Origin of the sequence: Intrasporangium calvum, assembly GCF_028446585.1 — a bacterium.
GTDB lineage: Bacteria > Actinomycetota > Actinomycetes > Actinomycetales > Dermatophilaceae > Intrasporangium > Intrasporangium calvum_A.
Window position 1 is genome coordinate 1 of sequence record NZ_JAPFQL010000085.1, and the last position, 20093, is coordinate 20093.

The following is a 20093-nucleotide window of genomic DNA, read 5'->3' on the forward strand; positions in this document are numbered from 1 at the left end:
CCCTGAGCGCCACCCATCTGCTCGAGAAAGCAGTTCGTCCGGTCGGTCGGGCGCGCTCGGCGCCCGCTGACCGGACGAACTGCTCTCTCGACGGGACGTCAGGTCTTGAGCAGCTCCTTGGCCTTGTCCGGCGGGATGAGGTCGTGCCGGACCGGCTCACGGACGAACGACCCGGTGCCGTGCGACACGGACCGCAGGTCGATCGCATACCGCGACAGCTCCGAGGCGGGGACCTCGGCGTGGACGACCGTCCAGCCCTGTTCCTCGCCCGGCTCCGTGCCGACCACCTGACCGCGACGACCGCGCAGGTCCGCCATGACGGCCCCGAGGTACTCGTCGGCGATGGTGATGTCGACCTTGTCGATCGGCTCGAGCAGGGCCACGGTGGACTCGTTCGCGGCCTCCTTCAGGGCCAGTGCCGCCGCCGTCTGGAAGGCGACGTCAGACGAGTCGACCGAGTGGGCCTTGCCGTCGACGAGGGTGACCCGCACGTCCACCACCGGGTGACCGGTCAGCAGCCCCTTCTCGAGCTGCGCCCGGGCACCCTTCTCCACGGAGGGGATGAACTGCCGCGGCACCGAGCCGCCCACGACCTTGTCGACGAACTCGAAGCCGGCTCCGCGGGGGAGCGGCTCGATCTCGATCTGGCAGACGGCGTACTGCCCATGCCCGCCCGACTGCTTGACGTGGCGACCCTGCACCGCCACCTTGCGGATGAAGGTCTCGCGCAGCGCGGTCCGATAGGGCTCGGCCTCGACCGAGACGCCGTAGCGCTCGGACAGCTGGGCGATGAGGTCGTCGACATGCGCCTGGCCCATCGTCCAGAGGACGACCTGGTCGGTCTCGCTTGCGTGCTCCATGCGCACCGTCACGTCCTCGGCCACCAGCCGCTGGAGCGCGCCCGCCAGCTTGTCCTCGTCGGACTTCGTCACGGCCCGGATCGCGATGGGCAGCTGCGGCTCGGGTAGGAGCCACGGCGCGACGACGGCCGGCCGGTCCTGGGACGACAGCGTGTCGGACGTCTCGGCCCGGGTCAGCTTCGAGACCAGCGCGATGTCGCCGGCGATCGCGGTCCCACGGGGACGGTGCGAGTCGAGGAACGGCGCTGCCAGTGGTCCGACGCGTTCGTCGTCGTCGTGCGACGGGTGACCCGCGACCTCGTGGCCCACGAAGTCGCCCATGTGCCCCGACACGTGCACGGTGTCATCGACTCGCAGGGTGCCGGAGAAGACCCGCACGAGGGACAGTCGCCCGACGTAGGCGTCCGTCGTCGTCCGGACCACCTCGGCCACGAGTGGGGCGTTCGGGTCGCACCTGACGTCGTTGATGGCTCCGCCGGCCGGAGTGGTCACCGCCGGAAGGGGGTGGACCGTCGGGTCCGGGAAGGCCTGCTCGATGAGCGTCAACAGCTCGTCGACACCGGCACCGGTCAGCGGGGACACGGGCAGGATCGGGAAGAACGTGCCGCGGACGATGGCGGTGCGCAGGTCCTCGAGGATCGCGGCGGGGTCCATGTCCTCGCCCTCGAGGTAGCGGTCGAGCAGCGTCGCGTCCTCGGACTCCTCGATCACCGACTCGATGAGGGCGTGTCGCGCGTCCTGGTGCTCGTCGGTCGACAGGCTGTCGTCGGAGCCCGTGATGAGGCCGACGACCGAGGCGAGCTGCCCGTCCTCGATGACCGGCCAGTGCGTGGCGCGGGCGTCGCCGAAGGTGCGCCGGCACGTCTCCACGGTGGCGCCGAAGTCGGCACGGGGCTGGTCGAGGTGAGTCACGACAACGGCTCGGGGCATGCCCACGGCGGCGCACTCCCGCCAGAGGAGCGAGACGGGCCGGTCGATCTCGTCGGCCCCGGAGACGACGAAGACGGCGGCATCGGCAGCACGCAGCCCGGCTCGGAGGTCGCCGACGAAGTCGGGGTAGCCCGGTGTGTCGAGCAGGTTGAGGGTCGTACCGTTCGAGTCGAACGAGGCGGCCGTGAGGGTCGAGGTGCGCACGTGTCCGTTCGCCGAGAGGCGCTGTCCGGGCACGCGCGCGGCCACGAGGGCCTCGAAGAGAGCCGTCTTGCCGGCCCCGCCGGGTCCGACGAGCACGACGTTGCGGATGTCCTGCGGCGAGGCGGGGTTGGGAGCCGCAGGAAGGTCTGATCTGCCGGTTTGTCTCGCCATGACCCCACCCAACTCCTGTTCCCTGCCGCTCACAAGGCCTTGGCTGAGGATGGGCTGTGATCTAGGAGTCACCCCGGGGCCGATGGGGTGCCAAGAGATATCTTCGATATCGAAATTCGGGTGCAGGTCGTCGCTGTGAGGTGGTTCGCTGGTCTCATGAACGTGGGTGGCTATCGGGACGTGCTGGCGATCCGGGACACCCGGCGCGTCCTGGTGCTGGGCCTCTTCGTCCGCGTGCCGATGTTCGCCGGGATGGTCCTGCTCACCCTGCACGTCGTGACAGCACTCGGGCGCAGCTACGGCCAGGCCGGGCTGGTCACCGCTGCCTCCACGGTCGCCGTGGCGATCTCCGGGCCCTGGCGCGGACGGCTGCTCGACCGCATCGGTCTTCGTCGCACGGTCGGCCCCTCGATCATCGTGCAGGTCGCCTGCTGGTCGATCGCCCCTTGGGTCGACTACGCGGCACTGATCGCGCTGGCCGCGCTGGCCGGACTCTTCGTCGTGCCGACCTTCTCGATCCTGCGTCAGGTGATCCTGCGCTCGACGCCGGTCGAGCAGCGGCGGACCGCGCTGTCCCTCGACTCCGCGGCGACCGAGCTGTCCTTCATGGCCGGGCCCGCTCTCGGCGTGTGGGCGGCGACGTCGTGGAACACCGGCTGGGCGCTCTTCCTCTTTCAGATGGCCGCGGCGGCAGCGGGCTTCGCCATCTGGGTGGTCAACCCGGCGCTCACCTCGGCCGCCTCCTCGAGCGAGGGCTCAACGAGGCAGGGAGCCGAGCTCGGCCCGGCCGAGGCGCCCCAGCGGGCCGTTCGAGGCTTCATCACCGCCCCCGTCGCGGTCGTCTACCTCGCCGCAGCGGCCACGACGGTCGTGCTGACCGGGACCGACGTCGGGGTCGTGGCCGCGCTGCGCGACTTCGAGCGGCCCGAGTCCATCGGCTGGGTCCTCGCGCTGTGGGGGGCCGGCTCCCTGTTCGGGGGACTTGCCTACGGCGCCTGGCACCGCTCCTTCTCGGTCTTCTGGCTGCTCGGCGGGCTCGCCCTGACCACTGCCCCGGTCGCGCTGGCGACGGGAGTGCCGAGCTTCGCGGTCCTCATCACGGTCTGTGGCATCCTCTGCGCGCCGACCATCACGGCGACGGTCGAGCAGCTGAGTCGTCTCGTCCCGGAGCGCTCACGAGGCGAGATGATGGGGTGGCACGGGTCCGCGATGACGGCGGGCTCCGCCCTGGGGGCGCCCTTCGCGGGTTTCGCCATCGACCACGGCGGCTGGCAGTGGGGCTTCCTCGCGGTGTCGGCGGTCGGTGTCACGGTCGCACTCGTCGGCTGGATGATCTCCGTCCGGCAGGCCGGTCCGGACGACCCGACCGCGGGCGCCGGCCCGACCGATTCGGTCCAGGGCGTGCCGACTGGTAGTCTTGAGCACTGACCAGTCGTCCTCCCACGCAAGCGGGCGGACGACGTGCAAGAGAAGCTCGCTTCCACCCGCGTCGACCAGCAGGTCGCCGGGTCCAGGTCCGCGCGGTGCGTGTCGCTCCCTCGGGAGGGACGGGACCGCGCCGTAGGTCGTGAAGGCAACTCAGCGGCATACGACACCTTGGGCTCCTCGTGCACTCGCGGGGAGCCTTTTCCTTTTTCGGCGGTCGGTCAGTCAGGTCAGTCTGTCAATCGAACTTAGGAGCACCACATCAGCGAGCCTCGCATCAACGAGCGCATCCGGGTCCCGGAAGTGCGCTTGGTTGGCCCCAATGGTGAGCAGGTCGGCATCGTTCGCGTCGAGGACGCGCTCCGTCTGGCCGAGGAGGCGAACCTCGACCTCGTCGAGGTGGCCCCCATGGCCAAGCCGCCGGTCGCCAAGCTCATGGACTTCGGCAAGTTCAAGTACGAAGCCGCCATGAAGGCGCGGGAAGCGCGCAAGAACCAGGTCAACACGGTCATCAAGGAGATCAAGCTCCGTCCGAAGATCGACCCGCACGACTACGGCACCAAGAAGGGCCACGTCGAGCGGTTCCTCAAGGCCGGTGACAAGGTCAAGGTGACGATCATGTTCCGCGGTCGAGAGCAGTCGCGCCCCGAGCTGGGTCGCCGTCTGCTCGAGCGGCTCGCGGACGACATCGCCGAGCTCGGCTACGTCGAGTCCGCCCCGAAGCAGGACGGCCGCAACATGATCATGGTGATCGGCCCGACGAAGAAGAAGGCCGAGGCCAAGGCCGAGCAGCGCCGGGCCCGCGACCGCAGTGCGGCCGAGGCGACCCACGACGCGAGCGCCGACGCACCGGCACCAGTCGAGGAGTCGGCAGCGCCCGCTGCCGAGTGACCCCCACAGACGTTCCACCCCGGTGGCCCGCCCACGCGACGCCACCCCGAGAGTCCACGTACGTCCTCGTACGCCTGGCACGACACGAAGGAGATCGGCGATCATGCCGAAGATGAAGACGCACAGCGGTGCGAAGAAGCGCTTCCGCCTGACCGGCACCGGCAAGGTCATGCGTGAGCAGGCCGGCGGCCGCCACCTGCTCGAGCACAAGTCGAGCAAGAAGATGCGTTCCATCGCGAACGACGTCGAGGTCGCCCCGGCGGACGCCAAGAAGGTCAAGAAGCTCCTCGGCAAGTGAGCCGGGACGCCACCCCACCAGCATCGCGCTGAGCGGGCGGGACCCGGCGGGTCTCGGCCAAGGCCAGCAGCACCAAGTGTGTTCAAGTAACGAAGGAGTATTCACGTGGCACGCGTGAAGCGGGCGGTCAACGCCCAGAAGAAGCGTCGCGTCGTCCTGGAGCGCGCGAGCGGCTACCGCGGTCAGCGGTCCCGGCTCTACCGCAAGGCGAAGGAGCAGGTCACCCACTCGCTCGGCTACGCCTACCGCGACCGGCGCGCGAAGAAGGGCGACTTCCGTCGCCTGTGGATCCAGCGGATCAACGCCGCGGCCCGCGCCAACGGCATGACCTACAACCGGTTCATGCAGGGCCTCAAGGCTGCCGGTGTCGAGGTCGACCGCAAGATCCTCGCCGACCTTGCCGTCAACGACGCGCCGGCGTTCGCCGCGCTCGTCGAGGTCTCCCGCGCGAACGTCCCGGTGGCCGAGAAGGCCGCCGAGGGCGCTGCCTGACCGGCACACATCCTCGAGCGCCGGGACACCCCGTGCTGACGAACCCGCGATCTGATCGCGTTCGGGCAGTGCGGGCGCTGTCCCGGCGCTCCGTGCGTTCCCGGACCGGGGAGTTCCTCGCCGAGGGCCCCCAGTCCGTCCGGGAGGCGGTGCGCTTCGCGCCCGAGCACGTCCGAGACGTCTACGTGACCCCGGACGGTGCCGAGCGCCACCCCGAGATCGTCGAGGCAGCCCGCGTGGCGCGCCTCTTCGTGCACGAGGTGACGCCGGAGGTCCTCGACGCGATGTGCGACGCGGAGCACCCCCAGGGGCTCGTTGCCGTATGCCGCTGGGCTGAGCCTGCGTTCGACGCCGCCCTCGCGGCCCTCCCGCCCGACGCGGTCGTCTGTGTCCTGACGAACGTCCGCGACCCCGGCAACGCGGGGACCGTCATCCGCGGTGCCGACGCAGCCGGGGCCGACCTCGTCGTGGTGAGCGACTCGAGCGTGGACGTTCGCAGCCCCAAGGTCGTCCGCTCCACCGTCGGGTCGCTGTGGCACCTGCCCGTCGTCACGGGGGTGCCCATCCCTGCCCTCCTCGAGGGCCTGCGCGCTCGTGGGGTCCGGTTGCTCGCGGCCGACGGCGCCGGTGAGACGCTCCTCCCGGATGTCGACCTGACGGGGGCGCATGCGTGGGTCATGGGCAACGAGGCCTGGGGACTCGAGGCCGCGGTTCGGGACGCCTGCGACGAGGTGGTCCGGGTGCCGATCCACGGGCATGCCGAGTCCTTGAACCTGGCGATGGCCGCGACCTTGTGTCTCTATGCCTCCGCAGGGGCGCGCGGGGCCGCTCGCTGAGCGTTGGCCGAAGGCGGGCGCGCTCCGTCGCATCTTCCCTTCGAGCGGGTACGCGTGGTTATCCTTCGAACCATGGGCTCACGTGACGACAGTCAGGTGGCGGCCCTTCCTGACTCACCGACCTCGCTCGCGACGCCGGCCGCGCTCGGTGAGCTCCTTCCGGATGGACTGGTGGTCGTCGGGGGTGACGGCATCATCCGCTTCGTCAACCAGGAGGCCTGCCGCATCCTCCGGTGCGAGGTCGACCTCCTCGTGGGGAGACCGGCCACCGAGGCGTTGCCGCTGTCGGACAAGTACGGCCGCGACTGGTGGCAGCACGCAGGCCCGTGGGACTCCCCTGGGACGCGCACCCGACGCCGCGAGAAGCTCGTCGTCGGCCCGGACGGACGCGACGTCCTCGTCACAGCGCGCTATGTCCGCTCGGCCGACGGGCACGTCGAACGGGCGCTCCTCGGTCTCCGGGACGCCGAGGCTCGGCTTCGCGCCGAACGAGAACAGGCCACCGTGCTGTCGACCGTTGCGCACGAGCTGCGGGCGCCGCTCACGTCGGTCACCGGGTTCACGAGCAGTCTCCTGCGGCGATGGGACCGCTTCACCGACGAGCAGAAGCGCCTGATGATCGAGACGATCGAGTCGGACGCGAGCCGACTCACCCGACTGATCACCGAGCTGCTCGACATCTCCCGCCTCGACTCCGACAACCTCAGCCTGCGCCTCGCACCGGTCGACTTGGGGGAGGTCCTCTCTGCGCACGTCGGACGCCACGAGCTGGGCCGCACCACTGGCCAGGTCGTCCTGAGCCTGGGGTCGGCGGCACAGCAGCACGGCGTGCCCGAGGTGTGGGCCGACGTCGATCGTCTCCAGCAGGTGTTCTTCAACCTCATCGAGAACGCGCTGCGGCACGGTGAGCCGCCGGTCACCGTGACGCTCGACCTGGACGGAACCGACGGCGAGTGGGTGGTCGTGCGCGTCGACGACGAGGGAGAGGGAATCCCCGAGGAGGACCGGGAGAAGGTCTTCGGACGTTTCTGGCGCGGCTCGGACGGGTCGACGACCGGGCTGGGTCTCTACGTCGTCCGTGGCCTCGTCGAGGCGCACGGTGGGACGGTGACGGTCGAGTCGGCGCCGGCCGGCGGTGCCCGCTTCGCGGTGCGGCTGCCGGGTGGGGTGCCGGAGGCGGTCGCGCTGCCCTGACGTGCGCGGTCGGCGATCCGCGCCGCCTCTAGACTGGGCCCGGGCCGCCGTCCTCGCGATGGCGGCCGGCCGTGACCAGAGCAGGCCCCAGACCAGCCGAGCGAGAGCAGCGAACGCCGAGACATGTCCGGACCCAACACGAACTACGACCCCGTCGAGGTGTCCGCCCTCGACCCGGAGAACGTCGACGCGGCGGTCGCGGACGCCCTCACTGCGATTGCGGCGGCCGCGAGCCTCGATGACCTCAAGGCCGTGCGCATCGCGCACCAGGGCGAGAGGAGTCCGCTCGCGCTGGCCAATCGTGAGATCGGCGCCCTGCCGCCGAGCGCCAAGGCCGAGGCCGGCAAGCGGGTGGGGCAGGCGCGGGGTCGGGTCGGCGCTGCGCTGGCCACCCGCCAGGCCGAGCTCGAGGCCGAGCGCGACGAGCGGATCCTCGTCGAGGAGCGCGTCGACGTCACGATGCCGGTCGTGCGACGTCCCTTCGGGGCCCGGCACCCGATCGAGCTGGTGGCGCAGCGTCTGGTCGACGCTTTCGTCGGGATGGGCTGGGAGGTGGCCGAGGGCCCGGAGCTCGAGGCGGAGTGGCTCAACTTCGACGCCCTGAACCTCGGCCCCGACCACCCGGCGCGCCAGATGCAGGACACCTTCTTCCTCGACCCGGTGGACTCGGGTCTCGTCCTGCGCACGCACACGTCCCCGGTGCAGATCCGGACGATGCTGCGGGAGGACCCGCCGATCTACATCGTGGCGCCGGGCAAGGTCTACCGCACCGACGACCTCGACGCGACGCACACTCCGGTCTTCCACCAGATCGAGTGCCTGGCCGTCGACAAGGGTCTGACGATGGCGCATCTGCGCGGGGCGATCGATGCCTTCGTCAAGATCATGTTCGGCGAGGGGACGCGGACCAGGGTGCGGGCGTCCTACTTCCCCTTCACGGAGCCGTCGATGGAGACCGACTTCGTGTGCTTCGCCTGTCACGGCGACCCGGGCCCGGACGGCTGCCGGACCTGCGGCGGCTCGGGCTGGATCGAGCTCGGGGGCTCGGGGATGGTGAACCGGAAGGTGCTGCAGGCGTGCGGCATCGACCCGGACGTCTACTCAGGTTTCGCCTTCGGGCTCGGTATCGAAAGGGCGTTGATGCTGCGCCACGGCGTTCAGGGCATGCACGAGATGGTCGAGGGCGACGTCCGCTTCTCCCGCCAGTTCGGGATGGAGGTCTGAGATGCGCGCACCACTCACCTGGCTTGCCGAGTACACCGACCTCGCGGCCGGCGCCAGGGGCGTCGACGTCGCGGCCTCGCTCGTCTCCGTCGGGCTCGAGGAGGAGGACCTCCACGGCGGTGACATCACCGGCCCGCTCGTGGTGGGTCGCGTCCTCGAGTTCGAGGAGACGATCCAGAAGAACGGCAAGCCGATCAGGTACTGCGTCGTCGACGTCGGCCAGAACGGCCAGATGGTCACGGAGGGCAGGCACCAGGAGATCGTCTGCGGGGCGACCAACTTCGAGGTCGGCGACCTCGTCGTCGTGGTCCTGCCCGGGGCCACGCTCCCTGGCGGCTTCCACATCACGGCGCGCAAGACCTACGGTCGGATGTCCAACGGGATGATCTGCGCCGAGGACGAGATCGGCATCGGGCACGACCACGCCGGCATCATCGTGCTGCCGCGCCTCCTCGGCGAGGAGCACGTGGCCGACGTCAAGCCGGGCGACGACGCCATCGCGCTGCTCGGGCTGGGCGAGGAGACGATCGAGGCCAACGTCACCCCGGACCGGGGCTACTGCTTCTCGGTGCGCGGCTTGGCTCGCGAGTACTGGCACAGCCAGGGCAGCCCCGCCGGCGGCTTCCGCGACCCGGCCCTGATCGAGACGCCGCAGCCGAACGAGTCGGGTCACCCGGTCGTGCTCCGGGACGAGGCTCCGCTCGACGGCGTCCCGGGCTGCGACCGCTTCGTGGCCCGGGTCGTGCGTGGCGTCGACGCCGCCGCGCCGTCTCCCGCGTGGATGCAGAAGCGCATCGCCCAGATGGGTATGCGGCCGATCTCGCTCGCCGTCGACGTGACGAACTACGTCATGTTGGCCCTGGGACAGCCCCTGCATGCCTACGACCTGGACACGCTGGGCGGTCCGATCGTCGTGCGACGGGCCAGATCAGGGGAGAAGCTCACCACGCTCGATGACGTCGAGCGGACGCTCGACCCCGAGGACCTGCTCATCACCGACGCCGGCGACGGTGGCGAAGGTGGCGAAGGTGGCGAAGGTGGCAGCGAGACGGTTCTCGGCCTCGCGGGTGTCATGGGCGGCGCCTCGTCCGAGGTGAGCGCCACGACGACCAACGTCCTCATCGAGGCGGCCCACTTCGACCCCACTTCCGTGGCCCGCACGTCTCGACGCCACCGGCTCGTGAGCGAAGCCTCCAAGCGCTTCGAGCGGGGCGTCGACCCGGCGATCCCCGCAGCAGCGGCCGAGATGGCGGCCCGCCTGCTCGTCGAGCACGGGGGCGGCCAGATCGACCCCGGTGTGACGGACCTCGACCACACCAGCCGACCGCACGCCTTCCGGCTCGAGCTGGCCGAACCGTCCCGGATCGTCGGCGTGGACTACCCGCGTGAGCGGGTCCTGCAGGTGCTGCGTGACCTGGGGGCGGAGGTGCGCGAGACCGAGGACGAGCGCTATGTCGAGGTGACGCCCCCCTCGTGGCGACCCGACCTCGTCAACGACTCTCCTGCGCCGGACTACGCCGAGGAGATCGCGCGGATCGACGGCTACAACAACATCCCCTCCATCACGCCGACCCCTACTGAGGGACGCGGACTCACCCACGGTCAGAAGACCCGACGGGTCGTGGCGGACGCTCTGGCCGGGGCGGGCTTCACCGAGGTCCTCAGCTACCCGTTCGTCGCCCCGGAGCTGGCCGACCAGCTGATGCTGCCGGCCGATGACGACCGGCGTCGCGCGGTCCGGCTCGCCAACCCGCTCTCGGAGGAACGACCGCTGCTGCGCACCTCGGTGCTGAGCAGCCTGGTGGACGTGCTGCGGCGGAACATCTCGCGCGGCCAGAAGGATGTCGCCCTCTTCGAGATGGGCCTCGTCTTCCGGCCCGGCGGGCCGCTGGGCCGGGCGCCGCTCCCGAGCGTCGCTCACCGCCCGTCCGAGGCGGAGCTCGAGCAGCTCTACGCCGCGGTGCCGGCGCAGCCCCGCCGGGTGGGGATCATCGCGACCGGACTGGCCGAGCAGGCCGGCTGGTGGGGCTCCGGCCGTCTGGTCGAGTGGAGTGACATGGTCGCCGCCGTCGAGGCGGTCGCGGCCGCGCTCGTGGTCCCGGTGGTGGTGTCGGCTGATGCCGACCATGCGCCCTGGCATCCCGGACGCTGCGCCCGCATCACGCTGACCGATGGCACCCTCGTGGGTCACGCGGGAGAGCTGCACCCGAAGGCACTATCGGCGCTCGACCTGCCCCCGAGGACGGTCGCCGCGGAGATCGACGTCGACGTCCTCACTACCGCCAGCGACCGGGCCGTGCAGGCGGCACCGTTCTCCACCTTCCCGGCAGCCCTCACCGACATTGCCCTGCTGGTCCGGAGCGACGTGCCTGCCGGTGACGTCGAGTCAGCGCTGCGTCGGGGGGCGGGGGAGTCCCTCGAGTCGGTGACCCTGTTCGACGTCTACGAGGGCGACCGGATCGAGGCGGGACACCGGTCGTTGGCCTATCGGCTCACGTTCCGAGCGGCCGACCGGACGCTGACGACGGATGAGGTGAACGGTTTCCGGGACGCCGCAGTGGCGGAGGCGGCCCGAGCCGTCGGCGCCGTCCAGCGCTGACCACCCGCTCCCACCACCCCCAACCCCACTCACGCAACACACCCCCCCGTCGTCCGCTCGGCCCGGTCACAGCCGGCACCAGCAGGGGACAAGGGGGCGTGTCGCTTGAGCAGGGCGGTGCACAAATATGCATGAGCGTGTATAGTCATGCATTGTGATCAGGGCAGCAGTGGCTGGGGCGAGTGGGTATGCCGGAGGCGAGATCCTCAGGCTCCTGCTCGCCCACCCGCACATCGAGATCGGCGCCGTGACGGCGGGTGGCAATGCAGGTGAGCTCCTCGGGGCGGTCCATCCGCACCTGACCCCCCTGCGCGAACGCCGACTCGCGGACACCACGGTGGACGTGCTCTCCGGGCACGACGTCGTCTTCCTGGCGTTGCCGCACGGCCACTCCGCGGCTCTCGCCGCGCAGCTCGGCGACGACGTCGTCGTCATCGACTGCGGCGCCGACTTCCGGCTGGAGTCAGCCGATGCGTGGAGCGAGTTCTACGACACGAGCCATGCGGGCACCTGGCCCTACGGCATGCCCGAGCTCCTCACCGGATCCGGTCCGGTCGCCAAGCAGCGGGCTGCGCTGGGCCGGGCCCGGCGGATCGCGGTTCCCGGTTGCTACCCGACCGCCGTGTCCCTGGCCCTCGCGCCGGGCTTGGCGGCGGGTGCGCTGACGCCCGATGACGTCGTGGTCGTTGCCGCTTCGGGGACGTCCGGCGCCGGCAAGGGCCTCAAACCACACCTCCTCGGCAGCGAGGTGATGGGCTCGATGAGTCCCTATGGCGTCGGCGGCGTCCACCGCCATACTCCCGAGATCGAGCAGAACCTCTCACGTGCGGCCGGTGCAACGGTCACGGTTTCCTTCACGCCGACCCTCGCACCCATGGCCCGCGGCATCCTGGCGACGTGCACGGCGCGGCTGGCTCCGGGCACCGAAGCAGCCTCCGTCCGGGCCGCCTGGGAGCAGGCCTACGCCGACGAGGCCTTCGTCCATCTGCTGCCGGAGGGCCAGTGGCCACGGACCGCTGATGTCCTGGGCAGCAACAACGTGCACGTCCAGCTCGCGGTCGACGAGCGCGCAGGCCGGGTGGTCGTCGTCGCTGCCGTGGACAACCTCACGAAGGGAACAGCGGGGGCAGCGGTTCAGTGCGCCAATCTCGCCCTCGGGCTCGAGGAAACGACCGGGCTGCCCGTCGCCGGAGTGGCCCCGTGAGCGCCGCCCAGCCCCGGCTGCCGCTCGGGTTCCGCGCGGCCGGCGTCACGGCGGGCCTCAAGGCCAGTGGTCGCCCCGACGTCGCCCTGGTGGTCAATGACGGCCCTGACCATGCAGCTGCCGCGGTCTTCACGACCAACCGGGTCGAGGCCGCCCCGGTCACGTGGTCCCGCCAGGTGGTGGCCGACGGGCGCGTCGATGCCGTCGTCCTCAACTCGGGGGGCGCCAACGCGTGCACCGGCCCACAGGGGTTCGCCGACACCCATCACACGGCCGAGCACGTCGCCGGTGTGCTCGGAATCTCGCCCGGCGACGTCGTCGTGTGCTCGACCGGGCTGATCGGCGAACTGCTGCCGATGGACCGGCTGCTCTCCGGCGTCGATGTCGCCGCAGGCGAGCTGAGTCCGGACGGGCTGGAGGCGGCCGCCGTCGCGATCATGACGACGGACACGGTGCACAAGGTCGCGACCCACCTCGGCGACGGCTGGTCCGTCACCGGCATCGCCAAGGGGGCGGGCATGCTCGCCCCGGCCCTGGCGACGATGCTCGTGGTGCTCACCACCGACGCGGTCGTCAGCCAGCCGGACCTCGACGGGGCCCTGCGGGCAGCTACGGCCCTGTCCTTCGACCGCATCGACTCCGACGCGTGCATGTCGACCAACGACACGGTGGTCGTCCTGGCCTCCGGAGCCTCCGGCGTCCGGGTGGACCGTGGGCCCCTCACGGACGCGCTGACGCAGGTGTGTGCCAGCCTCGCGCGTCAGCTCATCGCCGACGCGGAGGGCGCAGCCCACGACATCGCCATCGAGGTCCGCGGCGCCGCATCGGTCGAGGACGCCCTCGAGGTGGGGCGTGCGGTGGCCCGCAACAACCTCTTCAAGTGCGCCATCTTCGGCAATGACCCCAACTGGGGCCGGGTCCTGGCGGCCGTCGGCACCACCGGGGCGACCTTTGACCCGATGCGCCTCGACGTCGCCATGAACGGCGTCCAGGTGTGCCGGGCCGGGGGAGTGGGAGAGGACCGCTCCCTGGTCGACCTTGCTCCGCGCGAGGTCCATGTCCTGGTCGACCTGCACGCAGGTGCAGAGTCGGCGACGATCTGGACCAACGACCTGACCCACGACTACGTCCACGAGAACTCGGCCTACAGCACATGACACCGCAGTCGCACCAGAACCTCCGTGGCCTCATCGACGCCGCGGCCATCCGGGTCGCCGCCGGCAAGGCAGCCACCCTCGTCGAGGCGCTGCCCTGGCTCGAGCGGTTCCGCGACGCTCTGGTCGTCGTCAAGTACGGCGGCAACGCCATGGTCGACGACACGCTCAAGAAGGCCTTCGCCCAGGACATCGCCTTCCTGCGCTTCGCCGGGCTGCGCCCGGTCGTCGTGCACGGTGGCGGCCCGCAGATCAAGGCGATGCTCGGACGGCTCGGGCTGCAGAGCGAGTTCAAGGGCGGCCTCCGGGTCACGACGCCAGAGGTCATGGACGTGGTCCGGATGGTCCTCACCGGGCAGGTCGGCCGTGAGCTCGTCGGGCTGCTCAACCAGCACGGACCGATCGCCGTCGGCCTGTCCGGCGAGGACGCCGGCCTGCTCGGTGCTCGCCGCCGGGGGACTGAGATCGACGGAGAGCTCGTCGACATCGGCCTGGTCGGTGACGTCGAGAGCGTCAACCCGTCGGCGGTCCTCGACATCCTGGCTGCCGGCCGAGTGCCCGTCGTCTCGACGGTCGCCCCGGACCTCGATGTCGAGGGGCAGGTCCTCAACGTCAACGCCGACACTGCCGCCGCGGCGCTCGCCGTCGCCCTCGAGGCGGAGAAGCTCGTCGTGCTGACGGACGTCGAGGGCATCTACGCCGACTGGCCGGACCGCTCCTCGCTCCTCTCCTCGATAGAGGTCTCTGCGGCCAGGGAGCTGCTCGGCCGCGTGGACGAAGGCATGGTGCCCAAGCTGGAGGCGTGCATTCGCGCCGTGGAGGGCGGGGTTCCGCAGACGCACGTCGTCGACGGGCGTCAGCCCCACTCGATCCTCCTCGAGGTCTTCACCGATGAGGGCATCGGCACGATGGTCGTCCCGGACGCAGGAGGGGCCAGATGACCAGCGCAGGTGAGCTCCTCCACCGCTACTCAGGGGCCATGGTCCAGGTCTTCGGCCAGCCGCAGCTCGTGCTGGCCTCGGGGCATGGCTGCTGGGTGACGGACGTCGACGGCAAGCGCTATCTGGACCTGCTCTCCGGGATCGCGGTCAACGCCCTCGGCCACGGCCACCCAGCCCTCGTCCAGGCCGTGACCAAGCAGGCCGAGCAGGCGATCCACATCAGCAACTTCTTCACCTCTGAGCCGGCCGTGCTCCTCGCGGAGCGACTCCTCACCCTCGCCCAGGCCCCTGCGGGCTCGGGGGTGTTCTTCGCCAACTCGGGGGCCGAGGCAATCGAGGCGGCGATCAAGCTCTCCCGCCGCACCGGCAGGAGCCGGCTCATCGCGTTGGAGAGCTCGTTCCACGGCCGCACGACCGGCGCCCTGGCGCTGACGCACAAGGCCGCCTACCGAGAGCCCTTCGAGCCACTGATCCCGGAGGTCACCTTCGTGCCGCCGGACGACGCGGATGCGCTGCGCGCCGCGGTCGACGACACCACGGCGGCTCTCTTCATCGAGCCCATCCAGGGCGAGGCCGGGGTGCGGGAGCTCTCCGCCGACTACCTGCGGCTGGCCCGCGAGCTGACGTCCCGCCACGGCGCGCTGCTGGTCTTCGACGAGATCCAGACCGGCATCGGCCGGACCGGGCACTGGTTCGCCCACCAGGCCGCCGACGTTCTGCCCGACGCGATGACCCTCGCCAAGGGGCTGGCCGGCGGGGTGCCGATCGGCGCCCTGGTCACCTTCGGCGGTGACGTCACGACGCTCCTCGGGGCCGGCCACCACGGGTCGACGTTCGGCGGCAACCCGCTGGCCTGCGCGGCCGGGCTCGCGGTGCTCGACACGATCGAGCGCGAGGACCTGCTGGGCAACGCCCGCACAGTCGGTGCCCTCCTCGACACGCTGGCGGTGCCGGGCGTCTCGACCACCCGCGGACGCGGCCTGCTCCGCGCGATCGAGCTGAGCGGCATACCTGCTCCGGCGGCGATGGCCGCGGCGAGGGAGGCGGGCTTCATCGTCAACGCGGTGACGCCCACGGCCCTGCGCCTCGCGCCGCCGCTCATCCTCACCCAGGCCGAGCTCCAGACCTTCATCGACGCGCTGCCCGAGATCCTCGGCGTGGCGGCGGGGCCGGCGTGAGCCGCACCCAGCGGCAGGCCCGCATCCTCGAGCTGCTCGGCGAGCACGAGGTCAAGAGCCAAGGGGAGCTGTCCGACCTGCTCGTCGCCGAAGGCATCGAGGTGACCCAGGCGACCCTGTCGCGCGACCTCGTCGAGGTCGGCGCGGTCAAGGTGCGCCGTGGCCGAGCCCTGGTCTACGCCGTGCCGGGAGACGGGAGCGAGGTGGCCGCGACGGGCTCCATCGGCGAGGACGCCAGTGCGCGACTGCGTCGGACGTGCGAGGAGCTGCTCGTGTCGGCGACGCCCGCCCAGAACCTCGTGGTCCTGCGCACCCCGCCCGGGGCGGCGAACTACCTGGCCTCCGCCATCGACCAGACCCGTGATCCCGACGTCATCGGCACCCTGGCCGGTGATGACACGATCATGCTCGTAGCCGACTCGCCGACCCAGGCGGCCGCGCTGGCCCGACGGCTTCAGGGCCTCGTCGGCTCGCGTGACTGACCGACCCCACCAAGGAGACCTCGATGACGACCGCTGACTTCCAGCAGCCCGCCGAACGGCTCAGCCTCTGGGGCGGCCGCTTCGCCACCGGCCCCGACCAGGCGCTCGCAGCCCTCTCCAAGAGCACCCACTTCGACTGGCGGCTGGCTCCCCAGGACATCGCGGGCTCCCGCGCGCACGCTCGAGTGCTGTATGCCGCTGGGCTCCTTTCCGACGACGAGCTCGCCGGGATGCTGGCTGGCCTCGACCGCCTCGAGGCGGACGTGCGGTCCGGCGCCTTCGTGCCGGCCGCCGACGACGAGGACGTCCACACTGCCCTCGAGCGAGGTCTCATCGAACGAGCCGGCGCCGAGCTCGGTGGACGGCTGCGAGCCGGCCGGTCGCGCAACGACCAGGTGGCGACCCTGTTCAGGATGTACCTCCGTGAGCACGCGCGGGTCGTCGGCGGTCTGGTCCTGGACGTGGTCGAGGCCCTGGTCGCGCAGGCCCGGACCCACCTCGGGGTCGCGATGCCCGGCCGGACCCACCTGCAGCACGCGCAGCCGGTCCTCCTGTCGCACCACCTGCTGGCCCACGCCTGGGCACTGCTGCGCGACGTCGACCGCCTGCGTGACTGGGACGCCCGCGCGGATGCGTCGCCCTACGGGTCGGGGGCGCTCGCGGGATCGTCACTGGGGCTGGACCCCGAGGTGGTGGCTGCCGAGCTCGGCTTCACCCGGGCCGTGGAGAACTCCATCGACGGAACGGCAGCACGGGACTTCGCCGCAGAGTTCTCCTTCGTGTGCGCCATGACCGCCGTCGACATCTCGAGGATCGCCGAGGAGGTCGTCCTCTGGGCGACGAAGGAGTTCTCCTTCATCACCCTCGACGATGCCTACTCGACCGGTTCGAGCATCATGCCGCAGAAGAAGAACCCCGATGTCGCCGAGCTCGCCCGAGGCAAGGCGGGTCGCCTCGTCGGGGACCTGGCCGGCCTGCTGACCACGCTCAAGGCCCTGCCGCTCGCCTACAACCGGGACCTGCAGGAGGACAAGGAGCCGGTCTTCGACGCCATCGACACGCTCGAGATCCTGCTGCCAGCCTTCTCGGGCATGGTGGCGACGCTGAAGGTCAACACCGAACGGCTCCAGGAGCTCGCACCCCAGGGTTTCGCGCTCGCCACCGACATCGCCGAGTGGCTGGTCCGGCAGGGCGTCCCCTTCCGCTCCGCCCACGAGGTGGCCGGAGCGTGCGTTCGTGAGTGCGAGTCACGCGGGATCGAGCTGTGGGACCTCTCCGATGACGACTTCGCCCGGATCGACCCCAACCTCACACCAGCGGTCCGTGCGGTGCTCTCCGTGGAGGGGTCGCTGGCCTCGCGCGATGCCGTCGGGGGCACGGCCCCCGTCCGGGTCGCCGAGCAGCTCGTCGCGGCCGAGGATCGGCTCGCCATGGCCCGCGAGTGGGCGGGCCCGGTTACCGTCTAGGCGTGAGCCCCTCGTCCCGCACCTCCCGACTCGCGCGCGACTTCTTCGACCGCGACGTCCACGAGGTCTCCCGAGACCTGCTCGGTGCCCGCGTCTCACATGACGGCGTGACGGTGCGGATCACGGAGGTGGAGGCCTACGGCGGCATCGGCGACCCGGGCGCCCATGCCTTCCGCGGCAAGACACCTCGCAACGCCGTGCTCTTCGACCGCCCCGGTTCCCTGTACGTCTACTTCACCTACGGCATGCACTTCTGCTCCAACCTCGTCGCGGGACCGCACGGGCAGGGAGCCGCGGTGCTGCTGCGTGCCGGGGAGGTCATCGACGGAGAGGACCGGGCCCGGGAGCGTCGGGACGTCCCCGGCAAGCCGCCCGTGCCGGCGCGTGACCTCGCCCGGGGGCCGGCCCGCCTCGCGGTCACGCTCGGCCTCTCCCGTCCCCACAACGGCCTCGACACGGTGGCGCCCGACTGTCCGGTCCTCGTGTCGGCTCCGAACGGCTCAGTGCGGGGGCCGGTTCGCACCGGCCCCCGTGTCGGCGTCACGGGTCCGGGCGGCGACGGCGACGTGTACCCCTGGCGCTACTGGCTCGAGGGTGAGCCGACCGTCTCCGCCTACCGCCCGGGTGTGCTCCGCAAGCGACGCACCCGGCCGTGAGCGTGACGCAGCGGCTGTGCGGGAGCGAGCCCAGCGGCATACGGCTGAAGCGTGGTCGTGATGTGGGACCGGAGCCCGAGTCATTCGCCCGCCCGGCACCCGGTAGGGCACTCTGTGACGGCGGGCGCACGTCCGCGCAATGACCGAGAGGACACCGATACCCGTGACGGACATCTTCGACGAGCTGCAGTGGCGCGGCCTGGTGGCACAGTCCACCGACGAGGCGGCGCTGCGCGAAGCACTCGCTGAAGGGCCGCTCACGCTCTATTGCGGGTTCGACCCGACCGCTCCGTCGCTCCACTTCGGCAACCTCGTCCAGCTCGTCGTGCTGCGAAGGTTCCAGCTGGCCGGGCACCGGGTGATCTGCCTGGTCGGCGGTTCGACCGGGCTCATCGGTGACCCGCGTCCCACGTCCGAGCGGGTGCTCAAGACCAAGGAGCAGACGGCCTCCAACGTGTCGCGGATCAAGGCCCTCGTCCGGCCCTTCCTCGACTTCGAGGGTGACAACCCCGCGGTCCTCGTCGACAACCTCGACTGGACCGCGCAGCTGTCCGCCCTGGACTTCCTGCGCGACGTGGGGAAGCACTTCCGGGTCAACCAGATGGTCAAGAAGGAGGCGATCTCCGCCCGGCTCGAGAGCCAGGAGGGGATCTCCTACACCGAGTTCAGCTACCAGCTCCTCCAAGCGCTCGACTACCGGCACCTCTACCGGACCTACGGGTGCACCCTCCAGACGGGCGGCAGCGACCAGTGGGGCAACCTCACCGCCGGCGTGGACCTGATCCACCGGTCAGAGGGGGCGTCGGTGCACTGCTTCACGACGCCCCTGCTCGTCGACTCAGCCGGCAACAAGTTCGGCAAGTCGGAGGGCAACGCCGTCTGGCTCTCGCCGGACATGACGAGCCCGTATGCCTTCTACCAGTACTTCCTCAACATCGAGGACGCATCGGTGGTGTCGATGCTCAAGGTCTTCACCGACCGTGGGCAGGACGACATCGCGGAGCTGGAGCGGCAGGTCAAGGAGGAACCCTTCCGCAGGGCCGCCCAGAGGGCGCTCGCGGCCGACATCACCACGCTGGTCCACGGAGCGGAAGCAACGGAGGCGGTGCAGGCAGCCAGCGAGGCACTCTTCGGCAAGGGCGACCTCGCGGGTCTCGACGCCGGCACCCTCGTGGACGCGACCGCCGAGCTGCCTGGGGCAGACGTCGCCGTCGGCACGACGTTCGTCGATGCGCTGGTGGCGGCCGGACTCGTGGACTCGCGGAACGCGGCACGCCGGGCGATCGGCGACGGCGGCGCCTCACTCAACAACGTCAAGGTGACGGATCAGGAGCTGGTCCTCACGGACGAGGACTTCCTGCACGGCAGGGTGGCGGTGCTCAAGCGCGGGCGCAAGAGCCTGGCGGCGGCCCGTCTGGCCTGACATCCAGGAGTCCGCAAGGGGCGGTCCGTGACTCTGATTGGGTCCGGATCGCCCCTTTTTGTGTGCTCCCGAGGGCCGATTTGGCATTCCCCGGAAGCTCGGGCTAATGTTCTCTTTGTCAGCCCGACAGGGAGGAACGGACACCACAGCGCGGCGAGAATCGCCCAGCGAAGTAGGCCGGTCCCGGGGCAGACGATCCTGAACGAAGCACCTCAACCGGTGCGCTACAGTAGGGATCACCGCGGATACCAAGCGGGTCCAGCTCGGTCGCCCTTCAGGGCGGGTCACGAGTTTGACTCCCAAGCTTGAGGCGGGTAAGTTAGAAGGGTTGCCCCGGAGGCTGGCTCGGTGAGCTGGTTGATGGTGTGTGTCCGATTCTTGAGAACTCAACAGCGTGTCAAAAATCGATGCCAATGTTTTACCTCGTGGTGGGGTGTGGCTGGCTGCTCGTAGTGTTCGGGTGGT

At 70.6% G+C, this 20093-nt stretch carries 17 protein-coding genes; 16 read left to right on the forward strand and 1 reads right to left on the reverse strand.

Annotation, left to right across the window (positions count from 1 at the left end; translation table 11 throughout):
* Positions 1-98: 98 nt before the first annotated feature.
* On the reverse strand, positions 99-2165 hold the full coding sequence (locus OO014_RS16235; protein WP_272463366.1) for an elongation factor G-like protein EF-G2: 2067 nt from the start codon (positions 2163-2165) through the stop codon (positions 99-101).
* Between the two features lie 156 nt (positions 2166-2321).
* Here OO014_RS16235 and OO014_RS16240 point away from each other — a divergent pair, with 156 nt between their 5' ends.
* From OO014_RS16240 to tyrS, 16 genes are all read left to right on the forward strand, one after another.
* Positions 2322-3593: an MFS transporter gene (locus OO014_RS16240; RefSeq protein WP_272463367.1), complete on the forward strand. Its 1272-nt coding sequence runs from the start codon at positions 2322-2324 to the stop codon at positions 3591-3593.
* Between the two features lie 258 nt (positions 3594-3851).
* On the forward strand, positions 3852-4481 hold the full coding sequence (gene infC, locus OO014_RS16245) for a translation initiation factor IF-3 (RefSeq protein ID WP_272463382.1): 630 nt from the start codon (positions 3852-3854) through the stop codon (positions 4479-4481).
* A 103-nt stretch (positions 4482-4584) separates the two neighbouring features.
* Positions 4585-4779, forward strand: coding sequence for a 50S ribosomal protein L35 (gene rpmI / locus OO014_RS16250; protein WP_272463368.1), 195 nt, complete (start codon positions 4585-4587; stop codon positions 4777-4779).
* Positions 4780-4884: 105 nt separating this feature from the next.
* On the forward strand, positions 4885-5271 hold the full coding sequence (gene rplT, locus OO014_RS16255; RefSeq protein WP_272463369.1) for a 50S ribosomal protein L20: 387 nt from the start codon (positions 4885-4887) through the stop codon (positions 5269-5271).
* A 32-nt stretch (positions 5272-5303) separates the two neighbouring features.
* A complete protein-coding gene (locus OO014_RS16260; protein ID WP_272463370.1) occupies positions 5304-6107 on the forward strand; it encodes a TrmH family RNA methyltransferase in 804 nt (267 codons plus the stop codon).
* Positions 6108-6179: 72 nt separating this feature from the next.
* Positions 6180-7301 (forward strand): PAS domain-containing sensor histidine kinase, encoded by a 1122-nt coding sequence (locus tag OO014_RS16265; RefSeq protein ID WP_272463371.1) that lies wholly within the window; start codon positions 6180-6182, stop codon positions 7299-7301.
* Positions 7302-7424: 123 nt separating this feature from the next.
* Positions 7425-8525, forward strand: a complete 1101-nt coding sequence (pheS, locus tag OO014_RS16270) for a phenylalanine--tRNA ligase subunit alpha (RefSeq protein ID WP_272463372.1) — start codon at positions 7425-7427, stop codon at positions 8523-8525.
* Position 8526: 1 nt separating this feature from the next.
* Positions 8527-11124 carry a phenylalanine--tRNA ligase subunit beta gene (gene pheT / locus OO014_RS16275; protein WP_272463373.1) on the forward strand — a complete coding sequence of 866 codons (2598 nt, stop codon included), beginning with the start codon at positions 8527-8529 and terminating at the stop codon, positions 11122-11124.
* 151 nt (positions 11125-11275) lie between these two features.
* Positions 11276-12328 (forward strand): N-acetyl-gamma-glutamyl-phosphate reductase, encoded by a 1053-nt coding sequence (gene argC, locus OO014_RS16280; RefSeq protein WP_420485526.1) that lies wholly within the window; start codon positions 11276-11278, stop codon positions 12326-12328.
* Positions 12325-13485 (forward strand): bifunctional glutamate N-acetyltransferase/amino-acid acetyltransferase ArgJ, encoded by a 1161-nt coding sequence (gene argJ / locus OO014_RS16285; protein WP_272463375.1) that lies wholly within the window; start codon positions 12325-12327, stop codon positions 13483-13485. The genes argC and argJ overlap by 4 nt, the downstream gene beginning before the upstream one ends.
* Positions 13482-14423 (forward strand): acetylglutamate kinase, encoded by a 942-nt coding sequence (gene argB / locus OO014_RS16290; RefSeq protein ID WP_272463376.1) that lies wholly within the window; start codon positions 13482-13484, stop codon positions 14421-14423. Before argJ ends, argB begins: the two co-directional genes overlap by 4 nt.
* On the forward strand, positions 14420-15601 hold the full coding sequence (locus tag OO014_RS16295; protein WP_272463377.1) for an acetylornithine transaminase: 1182 nt from the start codon (positions 14420-14422) through the stop codon (positions 15599-15601). The genes argB and OO014_RS16295 overlap by 4 nt, the downstream gene beginning before the upstream one ends.
* Positions 15598-16083 carry an arginine repressor gene (gene argR / locus OO014_RS16300; RefSeq protein ID WP_272463378.1) on the forward strand — a complete coding sequence of 162 codons (486 nt, stop codon included), beginning with the start codon at positions 15598-15600 and terminating at the stop codon, positions 16081-16083. The genes OO014_RS16295 and argR overlap by 4 nt, the downstream gene beginning before the upstream one ends.
* A gap of 23 nt (positions 16084-16106) precedes the next feature.
* The gene (gene argH, locus OO014_RS16305) at positions 16107-17549 is read left to right on the forward strand and encodes an argininosuccinate lyase (protein WP_272463379.1); all 1443 of its coding nucleotides are present in this window, start codon (positions 16107-16109) and stop codon (positions 17547-17549) included.
* A 2-nt stretch (positions 17550-17551) separates the two neighbouring features.
* Positions 17552-18205 (forward strand): DNA-3-methyladenine glycosylase, encoded by a 654-nt coding sequence (locus OO014_RS16310; protein WP_272463380.1) that lies wholly within the window; start codon positions 17552-17554, stop codon positions 18203-18205.
* Between the two features lie 163 nt (positions 18206-18368).
* Complete coding sequence (tyrS, locus tag OO014_RS16315; protein ID WP_272463381.1) at positions 18369-19628, forward strand: tyrosine--tRNA ligase; 1260 nt, start codon at positions 18369-18371, stop codon at positions 19626-19628.
* The last annotated feature ends 465 nt before the right edge of the window (positions 19629-20093 follow it).